The 14,050-nt window shown below is 72.0% G+C and carries 8 protein-coding genes; 7 read left to right on the top strand and 1 reads right to left on the bottom strand.

The window, feature by feature from the left end:
• Positions 1 to 20 precede the first annotated feature (20 nt).
• From AB0E07_RS29620 to AB0E07_RS29640, 5 genes are all read left to right on the top strand, one after another.
• Complete coding sequence (locus AB0E07_RS29620; RefSeq protein ID WP_362258851.1) at positions 21 to 1,799, top strand: ABC transporter ATP-binding protein; 1,779 nt, start codon at positions 21 to 23, stop codon at positions 1,797 to 1,799.
• Positions 1,796 to 3,649: an ABC transporter ATP-binding protein gene (locus AB0E07_RS29625; RefSeq protein ID WP_362258853.1), complete on the top strand. Its 1,854-nt coding sequence runs from the start codon at positions 1,796 to 1,798 to the stop codon at positions 3,647 to 3,649. The genes AB0E07_RS29620 and AB0E07_RS29625 overlap by 4 nt, the downstream gene beginning before the upstream one ends.
• Positions 3,650 to 3,933: 284 nt before the next feature.
• Entirely contained in the window at positions 3,934 to 5,985 is a 2,052-nt protein-coding gene (locus AB0E07_RS29630; RefSeq protein WP_362258855.1) for a M4 family metallopeptidase, read from the top strand.
• 232 nt (positions 5,986 to 6,217) lie between these two features.
• On the top strand, positions 6,218 to 7,864 hold the full coding sequence (locus tag AB0E07_RS29635) for a M4 family metallopeptidase (protein WP_362258858.1): 1,647 nt from the start codon (positions 6,218 to 6,220) through the stop codon (positions 7,862 to 7,864).
• Positions 7,865 to 7,935: 71 nt separating this feature from the next.
• A complete protein-coding gene (locus AB0E07_RS29640; RefSeq protein WP_362258861.1) occupies positions 7,936 to 8,442 on the top strand; it encodes a DUF1990 domain-containing protein in 507 nt (168 codons plus the stop codon).
• Positions 8,443 to 8,460: 18 nt separating this feature from the next.
• On the opposite strand, the gene AB0E07_RS29645 is transcribed toward AB0E07_RS29640, so the two are convergent.
• Positions 8,461 to 11,079 (bottom strand): glycosyltransferase family 1 protein, encoded by a 2,619-nt coding sequence (locus tag AB0E07_RS29645; protein ID WP_362258865.1) that lies wholly within the window; start codon positions 11,077 to 11,079, stop codon positions 8,461 to 8,463.
• Between the two features lie 341 nt (positions 11,080 to 11,420).
• Between AB0E07_RS29645 and AB0E07_RS29650 the strand changes: the two genes are divergently transcribed.
• Together AB0E07_RS29650 and AB0E07_RS29655 are read left to right on the top strand one after the other, a co-directional pair.
• The gene (locus tag AB0E07_RS29650) at positions 11,421 to 12,623 is read left to right on the top strand and encodes a S8 family peptidase (RefSeq protein WP_362258868.1); all 1,203 of its coding nucleotides are present in this window, start codon (positions 11,421 to 11,423) and stop codon (positions 12,621 to 12,623) included.
• Between the two features lie 237 nt (positions 12,624 to 12,860).
• The coding region (locus tag AB0E07_RS29655) for a maltotransferase domain-containing protein (RefSeq protein WP_362258871.1) at positions 12,861 to 14,050 on the top strand (1,190 nt) is incomplete at its 3' end.

Raw genomic sequence — 14,050 nt, forward strand, 5'->3', positions numbered from 1 at the left:
GTTCCGTAGGCTCGCTGCTGATGCCTTCGACACGTGTGACGACCGAGGAACGCTCCGCCGTCCGGACCCTGCTGCGCCTGTGGCCCTACGTCCGGCCGGTGCGGGCGCGACTGTTCACCGCCGCCGGGGTGGCGATCGTCGCCTCCTGCGTGGGGCTGGTGATTCCGCTCGTACTGAAGTGGATGGTGGACGGGCCGGTCGCGGAGCGGGACCAGGGCGGGGTGTGGCTGGGGGCGCTGTACCTGCTGCTGCTCGGGCTGGCCGAGGCGGTGCTGTTCGGGGTGCGGCGGTGGCTGGTGGCCCGGCCGCTGTCCCATGTCGAGGCGGAGATGCGGGCGGGTCTGTACCGGCATCTCCAGCGCCTGCCGGTGGCCTTCCACGACCGTTGGGCGTCCGGGCAGTTGCTGTCCCGGGCGACCACCGATCTGATGCTGGTGCGGATGTTCCTGGCGTTCCCGCTGACCTTTCTGCTGGTCAACGGCGTCACCATTGTGGTCGGCGTGGTCATCATGCTGCTCCAGGACTGGACGCTGGGGTTGGTGGTCCTCGGGCCGGCGGTGCCGGTGATCGTGATGTGCGTGGTCTTCGAGAAGCGGTACGCCACGGTGGCGCGGCGGGCGCAGGACCAGGTCGGCGACCTGACGACGGTGGTCGAGGAGAGCGTGCTCGGCATCCGGATCATCAAGGGCTTCGGACGGCACCGGAGCCAGGCCCGCGCCTTCCGGGAGCTGTCCTCGACGCTGCGCGGGACCGAGCTGCGCAAGGCGCGGCTGCTGGCGGTCATCTGGGCGGTGATCGTCACCCTGCCCGAACTGGCGGTGGGGGCGGCGCTGGTGGTGGGCGCGGTGCAGGTCGCCGACGGCGCGCTGTCGGCGGGCACGCTGGTCGCCTTCCTCTCCACGGCGCTGGCCCTGCGGTGGCCCGTGGAGTCGATCGGCTTCCTGCTGGCGATGAGCCAGGAGGCGGCGACGGCGACCGAGCGGTACTTCGAGGTGGTGGACGAGCGGCCGGAGGACGGCTCGCACGCGGCCGGAGCGGTGGCTTCCGGGGAGCGCGGGCTCCGCTTCGAGTCCGTGCGGTTCCGCTACCCCGACGCCGCGGAGGACTCCGCGCCGGTCCTCGACGGTGTCGACCTGCACATCCGCCCCGGGGAGTCCATGGCCCTGGTGGGGGCGACCGGCAGCGGGAAGACCACGCTCACCGCGCTGGTGCCGAGGCTGCACGAGGTGACCGAGGGCCGGATCACGCTGGACGGCGAGGACATCATGGCGATGTCCCGTCACCGGCTGCGCTCCCAGGTGGCCGTGGCCTTCGAGGAGCCGACCCTGTTCTCCGCCTCGGTCGGGGAGAACGTCCTGATGGGCGCCGACGACAGCGCCGCGGCGGCCGAACTGGACCGGGCGCTCTCGGTCGCCCAGGCCGACTTCGCGCACTCCCTGCCCGAGGGCACCGGCACGCAGGTCGGCGAGCAGGGGCTGAGCCTCTCCGGCGGGCAGCGGCAGCGGCTGGCGCTGGCCCGCGCGGTCGTGGGACGGCCGCGGTTCCTGGTGCTGGACGATCCGCTGTCGGCGCTGGACGTGCACACCGAGGCCGCCGTGGAGGCGGCGCTGCGGGAGGTGCTCGCGGAGACCACCGCGCTCATCGTGGCGCACCGGCCGTCCACCGTGCTGCTCGCCGACCGGGTCGCGCTGCTGTCCGGCGGGCGGATCACCGCGGTCGGCACCCATCACGAACTGCTCCGCACCAACGCCGAGTACGCCCATCTGATGTCGGGCGCGGACGAGGAGGCCCGTCGATGACCGCGCCCACCACCACGAAGGCACCGGCCCGGGACGACGAACCGTGCGAGAGGGCGGCCGGCGACCCCTTCGACCACGACGTCCTGCCCACTCCCCCGGGCGCCACCGGCGCTCTGCTGCGTTCCCTGCTCGCCCCGATGCGGGCGCGGGTGGCGCTGACCACGCTGCTGCTGCTCGTCCAGCAGGCGGCCGTGCAGGCGGGCCCGCTGCTGGTGGCGTACGCCATCGACGAGGCGGTGCCGGCGTTCCGGCGCGACGACCACGGTCCGCTGATCGCGGTGGCCGTGGGCTATCTGCTGTGCGCGGCGGTCTCCGGTGCCCTCCAGTACGCGTTCGTGGTCGCCGCCGCCCGGGTCAACCAGGACGTGCTGCTGGACCTGCGCGGGCGGATCTTCCGGCACGCGCAGGCGCTGAGCGTCGACTTCCACGAGCGCTACACCTCCGGGCGGCTGATCTCCCGGTCCACCACGGACGTGGAGTCGCTGCGGGAGCTGCTGGACGAGGGCCTGCAGGAGCTGGTCACGGTCATCCTGTCGTTCCTGTACATCTCCGCGATGCTGCTCTGGCTGGACCTGGGGCTCGGCGCGGTCGCGGTGGCCTCCTTCGTGCCGCTGTACCTGCTGATGCGCGGCTACCGGCGGCGGGTCGGGCGGGTGTTCCAGGTGCGGTCGACGGCGATCGCCTCGGTGATCGTGAAGTTCGTGGAGACCATGAACGGCATCCGGCCGGTGCGCGCGTTCCGCCGGGAGGCCGTGAACGACGCCGACTTCGCCGTGCTGAACCGGCGGCACGAGCGCACCAACGGGGACGCGCTGCTGGAGATGGCGCGCTATGTGACGGGGTCCCGGCTGGTCGCCAACACGGCCGTCGCGCTGATCGTGCTGTGGGGCGCGCACCGGGTGGCCGGCGACACCCTGGCGCTCGGTGTGCTGGCGGCGGCGGTGCTGTACCTGCGGCGGCTGTACGACCCGATCGACCGGCTCGCGATGTTCCTGAACTCCTACCAGTCGGCGGCGGCCTCCCTGGAGAAGATCGCGGGTCTGCTGGCGCAGACGCCGTCCGTGCCCGAGCCGGCCGCGCCCCGGGAGCTCCCGCCGCCCGCGTCCGAACACCCCGGCCGCGAGGTCGTCTTCGACGGGGTGCGGTTCGCCTACCGCACCGGGGGCGAGGTGCTGCCGGTCTTCGACCTCACCCTGCCGGCCGGGCAGACGGTCGCGGTGGTCGGCTCGACGGGCGCGGGCAAGTCGACGCTGGCGAAGCTGCTGGCCCGGTTCTACGACCCCTCCGAGGGCCGGGTGCTGCTGGACGGGGTGGACCTGCGCGAGCTGCCGGTGCCCGAACTGCGGCGCGGGGTGGTGATGGTGACGCAGGAGGCGTTCCTGTTCTCCGGCACGGTCGCGGAGAACATCGCCATCGGGCGGCCGGACGCCTCCCGGGAGGAGATCGAGCGGGCCGCGAAGGCGATCGGCGCGCACGAGTTCATCAGCGCCCTGCCGGACGGCTACGACACCGACGTCCGCAGGCGGGGCGGCCGCATTTCCGCCGGTCAGCGTCAACTCGTGGCGTTCGCGCGGGCGTTGCTGGCCGATCCGGCGGTGCTGATCCTCGACGAGGCGACCAGTTCGCTGGACGTTCCGGGTGAGCGGGCGGTGCAGCGGGCGATGGCGACGGTGCTGCACGGGCGGACGGCGGTGGTGATCGCGCACCGGCTGTCCACGGTGGAGATCGCGGACCGGGTCCTGGTGATGGAGCACGGGCGGATCGTCGAGGACGGCTCGCCGGCCGAACTCGTCGCGGGGACGGGCCGGTTCGCGGATCTGCACCGGGCCTGGCGGGACAGTCTGGCCTAGGCGCTCCCCCACACACGCCCGGACGCGAAGCGTTCGTATAACGAACATGAACTCCCGGACAACGAACGATTTCCGGCCAAGTTTCTGACGCGACCCTGACAGGAGTGGCGATCTCCTGCCACTCTTCCCACGGCTGCTTCACAGCAACCCCATAGCTCTCTCCGCTGTGTGCGGCCGAAGCTCCCGCACGTGGTTCTGCGCACCACCCCGTTCTGCCGGCCGGCCCACCCGCCGGACGGTCTCCCCTGGCCGCGCGATCCGCGGCCGCGCAGAAGGAGTCAGTTTTGAGAAGCAGTTCCTCGGACCGACGCACCTCCCACAGATCCACCACCCGCCGGGCCGCCGCCGTGGCCCTGGTCGGTGTCTCCGCCCTGATCGCCGCGGCCGTCCAGTCGGGCGCCGCCACCGCCGCCCCGGAGCAGGTCCCCGCGGCGGCCTCCGGCAAGGTCCTGCCGGGCGCCGAGTCGGTGAAGCTCTCCCCCGCCCAGCGCGCCGAGCTGATCCGCACGGCCAACGCCGGCAAGGCCGGCACCGCCCGCGAGCTGGGTCTGGGCGCCAAGGAGAAGCTGGTCGTCCGTGACGTCCTCAAGGACGGCAACGGCACGATCCACACGCGCTACGAGCGGACCTACGACGGCCTGCCGGTGCTCGGCGGCGACCTCGTCGTCAAGAGCACCAAGTCCGACGCGACGGCCTCGGTCGTGAAGGCCACCAAGCGGGCCATCCGGCCGGCCACCACCACGGCCGCCGTACCGGCGGCGAAGGCCGAGCGGCAGGCGCTGGCCGCGGCCGAGGCGGAGGACGCCAAGAGCCCGGACGTCAACCGGGCCCCGCGCAAGGTGATCTGGGCGGCGAGCGGCACCCCGAAGGTGGCCTTCGAGACGGTCGTCGGCGGCTTCCAGCACGACGGCACCCCGCAGGAACTGCACGTCGTCACCGACGCCACCACGGGCGAGAAGCTCTACGAGTGGGAGGCCATCGAGACCGGCACCGGCAACACCGTCTACAGCGGCACGGTGACCCTGGGCACCACCCAGTCCGGCTCGACGTACAACCTCACCGACGGCGCGCGCGGCGGGCACAAGACGTACAACCTCAACCGCGGCACCTCCGGCACCGGAACGCTCTTCTCCGGCGCGGACGACATCTGGGGCAACGGCAGCCCGTCCAACCTGGAGTCGGCCGCCGCCGACGCCCACTACGGCGCCGCGCTGACCTGGGACTACTACAAGAACGTGCACGGCCGTTCGGGCATCCGCGGCGACGGCGTGGGCGCCTACTCCCGGGTCCACTACGGCAACAACTACGTCAACGCCTTCTGGTCGGACAGCTGCTTCTGCATGACCTACGGCGACGGCTCGGGCAACGCCAACCCGCTGACCTCGATCGACGTGGCCGCGCACGAGATGACGCACGGGCTCACCTCCAACACCGCGGGCCTCGTCTACAGCGGCGAGTCCGGCGGCCTGAACGAGGCGACCTCCGACATCTTCGGCTCGACCGTCGAGTTCTTCGCCAACAACTCCTCCGACGTCGGTGACTACCTCATCGGCGAGGAGATCAACATCAACGGCGACGGCACCCCGCTGCGCTACATGGACCGGCCGAGCAAGGACGGATCGTCCAAGGACAGCTGGTACTCGGGCATCGGCTCGATCGACGTGCACTACTCGTCGGGCCCCGCCAACCACTTCTTCTACCTGCTGAGCGAGGGCAGCGGCACCAAGACCATCAACGGTGTCACCTACAACTCGCCCACCGCGGACGGCCTCGCGGTCACCGGCATCGGCCGCGACAAGGCGGAGAAGATCTGGTTCCGCGCGCTGACCACCAAGTTCACCTCCAACACCAACTACGCGGGCGCCCGCACGGGCACCCTCGCGGCGGCCGGTGAGCTGTACGGCACCACCAGCGCCGAGTACGCGGCGGTGCAGCACGCCTGGGCGGGCGTGGCGGTCGGCTCGCGTCCCGGCGGCGGCGGTGGCGGCACCACCTTCGAGAACACCACCGACGTGGCGATCCCGGACCGCGGGGCGGCGGTCACTTCCTCCATCACCGTCTCCGGGCGGACCGGCAACGCGCCCTCCAACCTCCAGGTCGGCGTGGACATCGTGCACACCTACATCGGTGACCTCCAGGTCCAGCTAGTCGCCCCCGACGGCACGGCGTACACGCTCAAGGCGTACGGCACCGGCGGCAGCTCGGACAACATCAACACCACGTACACGGTGAACGCCTCCTCCGAGGTGGCCAACGGGACCTGGCAGTTGCGGGTTCAGGACAACGCGGCCCTCGACACCGGCTACATCAACAGCTGGAAGCTGACGTTCCCGTAGGACACAGCGCTCCCGCTCAGTGACAGGGCGTCGTCCCGGTGGTTCAACTCCCCGGGACGGCGCCCGTTTGCATACCCGCCCTTGGGGCGCTCTTTACATTCCTGAAACGTTCACCGGACAGTCGACTTTCGGTCAACATCGTTTGGGGGTCCTGACATGTACGCGCCCCTGGTGCCACTCTTCCCTCACCCGCCGCACAACTTCCCGTTCCTCCCCCACATAAGGAGCTTGTGTGACCCCCCGCTACGCGCGTCACAAGCGCACCACCCTGGCCATCGCCACCGCGATCGCGGCCGGAGCCCTCCTCACCACCGGACTGACCAGCACCGGTGCCGTCGCCAAGAGCGACCCGGCCGTCGGCGCGAGCCCGGTCCAGCTCAGCGCCTCCGCCCGGACCGCCCTGATCAAGCAGGCGGCCGCCGAAGCCCCCACCACGGCGGAGGAGATAGGCCTGGGCGCCCAGGAGGAACTGGTCGTCAAGGACGTCGTCAAGGACGCCGACGGCTCCACCCACACCCGCTACGAGCGGACCTACGCCGGACTCCCGGTCCTCGGCGGCGACCTGATCGTCCACGAGACCGCCGCGGGCAGCACCGAGGGCGTCACCAAGGCCACCAAGGCCGCCGTGAAGGTCGCCGACCTCAGCGCGGACGTGACCAGGGCCGCCGCCGAGAAGCAGGCCGTGAAGGCCGCCAAGGCGGAGGGCTCCACCAAGTCGGCCGCCGACCAGGCCCCGCGCAAGGTCGTCTGGGCCGCGAGCGGCACCCCCGCCCTCGCCTACGAGACGGTCGTCGGCGGCTTCCAGCACGACGGCACCCCGCAGGAGCTGCACGTCATCACGGACGCCACCACGGGCGAGAAGCTCTACGAGTGGGAGGCGATCCAGACCGGCACCGGCAACAGCCAGTACAGCGGCACGGTGACCGTCGGCACCTCGCTGTCCGGTTCGACGTACCAGCTCAACGACGCCTCGCGCGGCGCCCACAAGACGTACAACAAGGCGCGCTCCACCTCCTCCTCGGCGGGCACGCTCTTCACCGACGCCGACGACACCTGGGGCACCGGGGCGGCCTCCAGCTCCTCCACCTCGCAGACCGCCGCCGTGGACGCCCACTACGGCGCCCAGGTCACCTGGGACTTCTACAAGAACGTCCTCGGCCGCAACGGCATCAAAAACAACGGCGTCGCCGCCTACTCCCGGGTCCACTACGGCAACGCCTACGTCAACGCCTTCTGGTCGGACAGCTGCTTCTGCATGACCTACGGCGACGGCTCCGGCAACGTCAAGCCGCTGACCTCGCTGGACGTCGCCGGCCACGAGATGACGCACGGCGTCACCTCCAACACCGCCGGGCTCAACTACTCGGGCGAGTCGGGCGGTCTGAACGAGGCGACCTCCGACATCTTCGGCACGGCGGTGGAGTTCTACGCCGCCAACTCCCAGGACACCGGCGACTACCTCATCGGCGAGAAGATCGACATCAACGGCGACGGCACCCCGCTGCGCTACATGGACCAGCCGAGCAAGGACGGCTCGTCCGCCAACTACTGGTCGTCCTCGCTGGCGAGCCTGGACGTGCACTACTCGTCCGGCCCGGCCAACCACTTCTTCTTCCTGCTCTCCGAGGGCAGCGGCGCGAAGACGATCAACGGCGTCAGCTACAACTCGCCCACCTACAACGGCTCGACGCTCACCGGCATCGGCCGCGACAAGGCGGTCAGGATCTGGTACAAGGCGCTGACCGAGTACATGACCTCGACCACCAACTACAAGGGCGCCCGCACCGCGACGCTGAGCGCGGCATCGGCCCTGTACGGCTCCTCCTCCACCGAGTACAGCGCGGTGGCGGCGGCCTGGACCGCGGTCAACGTCACCTGACCGACCCCCGCACCGAACGGGCGGCACCCGGGCCTGAGGCGGCCCCGGGTGCCGCTTTACGCTAGGGCCCCATGTCCTTCAGTTACGAAGACGTCGGTGCCACCCGGGAGCACGACTTCTGCCCGCCCGGCTTCCACCCCCTGCATGTGCGCACCCGCGTCGGAGAGGGCCACGAGGTCTTCCGCCGCGCTGCCGAGGCCGTACTGACCTGGGACCTGCACCGGACGATGGGCGTCGGCATGGACACCTCGGCGGACCGGGCGGCCCCCGGGGTGGACGTCACCGTCACCCTGGCCGGCGGTCTGATCAAGGCCCCGTGCCGGGTGGTCTGGACGGTGGAGGAGCACCGCCGCGCCGGCTGGGCGTACGGCACGCTGGCCGGCCACCCGGAGTGCGGCGAGGAGTCCTTCGTCGTGGACCGCACCGGGGACGGCACCGTGTGGCTGACGGTGCACGCCTTCAGCCGCCCCGCGAAGTGGTACTCCCGCGCGGGCGGACCGGCGACCCGGGGACTCCAGAACGCCTACGCGCGCCGGTGCGGAACGGTGCTGCGCCGGATGTGCGGGGACGCCGAGTGACGCCCCCGCCGCCCGGGGTCAGCGCATGAGCAGCCCGGCCCCCTCCACCACGTCCTGCGAGGGCGAGGTCACCAGCCCCAGCTCCGCGCTCGACGCCAGCAGCCGGTGCGCCGGCAGGATGCGGACCGTGTAGCCGTACGGGCCGGTGCGGTCCAGGGAGAGCGGGCCCTCGTAGACCCAGCGGCCGTCCAGGTCGGGGCCGCCGGTCGACTTCAGCGGGACCGTCGTGCCGTCGGTGATGCGGTCCTCGGAGTCCACCCGGCCCGAGACCACCTGCACCTCCACGTCGTCGGGACCGAGGTCGCCGAGGCCGACCCGGACCCTGAGGCTCAGGGTGGTGCCCAGCTCCGCCGTCGTCGTGGCGACCGAGGTCTCCACGTGGTCGACCGACACCCCGTGCCAGGCGCCCCGCACCCGCGCCTTCCACGCCGCCAGTTCACGCGCCGCCTCCGCGTCCATCGCGCGGTGGGCGAGCGCGGCCGGGGCGTAGAGACGCTCCACGTACTCCCGGACCATCCGGCCGGCCAGCACCTTCGGGCCGAGCAGGGTGAGGGTCTGGCGGACCATCTCGATCCAGCGGTCGGGCAGTCCGGTCTGGCCGCGCTCGTAGAACCGCGGGGTGACCCGCTGCTCCATCAGGTCGTACAGCGCCGCGGCCTCTATGTCGTCGCGCCGGTCGGCGTCGGTCGCCGAGCCGTCCGCCGTGGGGATCGCCCAGCCGAAGTCCGGCTGGAACCATTCGTCCCACCAGCCGTCCAGCACCGACAGGTTCAGACAGCCGTTCAGGGCGGCCTTCATGCCGGAGGTGCCGCACGCCTCCAGCGGCCTGAGCGGATTGTTCAGCCAGATGTCGCAGCCCGGGTACAGCTTCTGCGCCATGGCCATGCCGTAGTCGGGCAGGAAGACGATCCGGTGGCGGACCCGCGGGTCGTCCGCGAACCGCACCAGGTCCTGGATCAGCCGCTTGCCGCCGTCGTCCGCCGGGTGCGCCTTGCCCGCCACCACGATCTGGACCGGCCGCTCGGGGTGGAGCAGCAGGTCCATCAGCCGGTCCCGGTCGCGCAGCATCAGCGTCAGCCGCTTGTACGAGGGCACCCGGCGGGCGAAGCCGATGGTCAGCACGTCGGGGTCGAGCACCCCGTCGATCCAGCCCAGCTCCGCGCTGCCCGCGCCGCGCTGCCGCCACGAGGCGCGCAGCCGTTCCCGCACCTCCGTCACCAGCTGCTCGCGCAGGACCCGGCGCAGCTCCCAGATGTCCTGGTCGGGGATGTCCGCGACGGCGTCCCAGCGTTCGGAGCCGCCGACCGTGAAAGCGTCCTCGGTGCGCTGGACGCCGATCTGGCGGGCGCCGAGCCGGAAGACCTCGGGGGCCACCCAGGTCGGGGCGTGGACGCCGTTGGTGACCGAGGTGATCGGCACCTCGTCGGCGTCGAAGCCCGGCCACAGCCCGGAGAACATCTCGCGGCTGACGTTGCCGTGCAGCAGCGAGACACCGTTCGCCCGCTGGCCCAGGCGGAGCCCCATCACCGCCATGTTGAACAGGTTCGGCTCGCCCCCGGCGTAGGTCTCCATGCCGAGCCGGAGGATGCGTTCGACGTCGATGCGCGGGAGTTCGGCGTCGGGCCCGAAGTGGCGGGCGACCAGCTCGCGGTCGAAGCGGTCGATGCCGGCCGGGACGGGGGTGTGGGTGGTGAAGACGGTCCCGGCCCGCACCGCCTCCAGGCCGGAGTCGAAGTCCAGCCCCCGGTCGCACAGTTCGGCGATCCGCTCCAGGCCGAGGAAGCCCGCGTGCCCCTCGTTGGTGTGGAAGACCTCGGGGTCGGGATGGCCGGTCAGCCGGCAGTACGTCCGGACCGCCCGCACACCTCCTATGCCGAGGAGCATCTCCTGGAGCAGCCGGTGCTCGCTGCCGCCCCCGTAGAGCCGGTCGGTCACCCCGCGCTCGCCGAGGTCGTTCTCCTCGACGTCGGAATCGAGCAGCAGCAGCGGGACCCGGCCGACCTGGGCCAGCCAGACCCGGGCGTGCAGCGAACGGCCGCCGGGCAGGGCGAGGGAGACCTGGGTGGGGGTGCCGTCGACCTCCCTGAGCAGCCCCACGGGAAGCTCGTTGGGGTCGAGCACCGGGTAGGTCTCCTGCTGCCAGCCGTCCCGGGACAGGGACTGCCGGAAGTACCCGTGGCGGTAGAGCAGCCCCACACCGATCAGCGGCACTCCGAGGTCGCTGGCCGACTTCAGATGGTCGCCGGCCAGGATGCCCAGGCCGCCGGAGTACTGCGGCAGCGCGGCGGTGATGCCGAACTCGGGGGAGAAATAGGCGACGGCCGCCGGCAGGTCGGCGGACTGCGCCTGGTACCAGCGGTCACCGGAGACATAGTCGCTCAGGTCGTCGGCGACCGCGGTCAGCCGGCGCAGGAAGCGGCGGTCCTCGGCCAGCTCGGCCAGCCGCTCCGGCGGCACACTGCCCAGCAGGCGTACGGGATCACCGTCCGAGGCGGCCCAGCGTTCGGGGTCGACGGACTGGAAGAGGTCGCGGGTCTCCGCATGCCAGGACCAGCGCAGATTGCGCGCGAGGTCGCTGAGCGGCCGGAGGGGTTCGGGGAGAACGGGACGGACGGTGAATCGACGGATCGCCTTCACATTCCACCTCGGCAGGCGTGCGGAAGTGGACGCACGGCGGTGTGCGTCCTGTCATCATCTGCACGGTATCGGTGATGGCGCTCCGTAACCACGGCGCCTTTCCCGGCGCCTCCACCGAGGCTCCGGACGCACTCCAGTCGGACCATCGTCCGCGCTCCGTCCGAAAGCCGCCGCAACCGTCCCGGATCCGCCATCGGGGATATGGCCGATTCCGCCCCTACAGGCGTCCTTGTGGTGACTTCGCCGCCCGCGAGAGGCTGCTGACCGGCGGTCCGGCCCGCGCCGGGCGCACCCGGCGGTCGAAGGCGGCCGGACGCCGAGTCGAGGAGGGGACTCGGACCATGGCACGGACGCGAACCCGGCGTCTGCGCCGGGCGGGAGGCCTGGCCGCGGTGATGTGCGCCGCGGCACTTTCGGCCATCGGCCCGCCCGCGCACGCCGCACCCACGGGGCGGATACTCGGCGCCGGTGAACCCGGCTCCGTCAGCGGCAGCTACCTGGTGACGCTCAAGGGGGGAACGAGGGCTCCGTCGGCGGCCGGCACCGGCATCGCCGAGGGGTACGGGGCGAGAATCAGCCACATCTACGGAACCGTTCTCAACGGTTACGCCATCAGGGCGAGCGAGAGACAGGCCGAGCGGCTCGCGGCGGACCCACGCGTCGCCTCGGTCGTCCAGGACACCACCGTGCGCGTGGAGCGCACCCAGAAGAACCCGCCGTCCTGGGGGCTGGACCGCGTCGACCAGCGGAGTCTGCCGCTGAACGGCCGCTACACCTCCCCGGACTCGGCGGGCGCCGGGGTGACCGTCTACGTCATCGACACCGGGATCCGGGTCTCGCACCGGGACTTCGGGGGCCGGGCCGGGCACGGCTGGGACTTCGTCGGCGACGACGCGTCGGCGGGCGACGGCAACGGCCACGGCACGCATGTCGCGGGCACGGTCGCCGGGGCCCGGTACGGCGTCGCCAAGAAGGCGACGGTGGTCTCGGTCCGCGTCCTGGACAGCTCCGGCGCCGGCACGACCGCCCAGGTCATCGCGGGCGTCGACTGGGTGACCAGGAACGCCAGGAAGCCGGCGGTCGCCAACATCAGCCTGGGCGGCGGCTACCACGACCGGCTCAACGCGGCCGTGCGCAACTCGATCGCCTCCGGTGTCACCTACACGGTCGCCGCCGGGAACGACGGACTCCCCGCCGGCCTGTACTCACCGGCGAGCGTGAGCCAGGCCCTCACGGTCGGCGCCACGGACCGGCGGGACGCGCGGGCGGACTTCTCCAACTACGGCTCGGCACTGGACCTGTTCGCCCCGGGCGTCTCGGTCACCTCGGCCTCGTACGTCAGCGACACCGCCCGCGCGACCTACTCCGGTACGTCGATGGCGGCACCGCACGCGGCGGGCGCGGCGGCGCTGTACCTGGCCGACCACCGCGCGGCCAGTCCCGCGCAGGTCGCCGGGGCGCTGCGGGCCGGGGCGGCGAACGGCAAGGTATCCGGGCGGGGGCTCGGCTCACCGAACAAACTGCTCCAGGTACCGGGCCCTTAGCGGTCCGTTGGCGGCGCGTTGGCCGTGGCGCGGAACGATCGGCCCCGTCCGGCGTGGACGGGGCCGGTCTTGTGCGCCGATGTACGCGTGAGTAGTTAACAAAGCGCCGGATTGCTCACCCGAATAGGGTGGGAAGGCTCCTCCGGTACGCCCCACAGGCACACCACAGCAGCACACCGCAGGACCCACCTCCCCACAGCCATCCGCCCACCCACGTTGACGCGGACAGGAGCGGTCATGCCCGCCAAGCACCACTCGTCAGCACCCCCGACGCGCAAGCCCGAAGCACCCCCCGTCCCTCCCCCGGCAGCCGCCGGACCGCCCGCGGCCGGGCCACCCCCGGCGCCCGGCGCTCCCGTTGTCGGGCGCATTCCCGTGCTCGACGTCCGCCCGGTCGTCCAGGGGGGCCGCCGGCCCGCCAAGGCCGTGACGGGCGAGACGTTCCAGATCTCCGCCACCGTGTTCCGCGAGGGGCACGACGCCGTGGCCGCCAATGTCGTGCTGCGCGGCCCGGACGGCCGTGAGGGCCCCTGGACGCCGATGCGCGAGCTGGCGCCCGGCACCGACCGCTGGGGCGCCGAGGTCACCCCGGACGGTCCGGGCCTGTGGACGTACACCGTGGAGGCGTGGGGGGACCCGGTCGCCACCTGGCACCACCACGCCCGGATCAAGATCCCGGCCGGGATCGACACGGAGCTGGTCCTGGAGGAGGGCGCCCGGCTGCTCGAACGGGCCGCCACCGACGTTCCCGCCGACCGGCGCGCGGTCCTGCTCGACGCGGTGGAGCGCCTCCGGGACGACACCGCCCCGCCGACCGCCCGGCTCGCCGCCGCGCTGTCCTCCGAGGTGGAGGCGGTACTGGCCCGGTATCCCCTGCGCGAGTTCGTCACCGTGTCCGACCCGCTGCCGTTGCTGGTGGAGCGGGAGCGGGCGTTGTACGGGGCGTGGTACGAGTTCTTCCCGCGGTCGGAGGGCACCGAGGAGGTGCCGCACGGGACGTTCCGTACCGCGGCGCGGCGGCTCGCGGCGATCGCGGACATGGGCTTCGACGTGGTGTACCTGCCGCCGATCCATCCGATCGGGACGACGTTCCGCAAGGGCCGCAACAACACCCTCGACCCCGCGCCGGAGGATGTGGGGGTGCCGTGGGCGATCGGCTCGCCGGAGGGCGGCCATGACGCGGTGCACCCGGATTTGGGGACGGTGGAGGACTTCACCTGGTTCGTGGAGCAGGCCCGCGCGCGGGGTCTGGAGGTGGCGCTGGACTTCGCGTTGCAGTGCTCGCCGGACCATCCGTGGGTGGAGAAGCACCCGGAGTGGTTCCACCACCGGCCGGACGGGACGATCGCGTACGCGGAGAACCCGCCGAAGAAGTACCAGGACATCTACCCCATCGCCTTCGACGCCGACCTGGACGGGCTGGTCGC

The organism is Streptomyces sp. NPDC048002 (assembly GCF_040653275.1).
In the GTDB taxonomy this organism is placed as follows: Bacteria; Actinomycetota; Actinomycetes; order Streptomycetales; family Streptomycetaceae; genus Streptomyces.

Bases quoted from the DNA above. Each gene is read 5' to 3' on its own strand.
- AB0E07_RS29620 (WP_362258851.1), top strand. From the start codon at position 21: ATGCCTTCGACACGTGTGACGACCGAGGAACGCTCCGCCGTCCGGACC.
- AB0E07_RS29650 (WP_362258868.1), top strand. From the start codon at position 11,421: ATGGCACGGACGCGAACCCGGCGTCTGCGCCGGGCGGGAGGCCTGGCC.
- AB0E07_RS29640 (WP_362258861.1), top strand. From the start codon at position 7,936: ATGTCCTTCAGTTACGAAGACGTCGGTGCCACCCGGGAGCACGACTTC.
- AB0E07_RS29625 (WP_362258853.1), top strand. From the start codon at position 1,796: ATGACCGCGCCCACCACCACGAAGGCACCGGCCCGGGACGACGAACCG.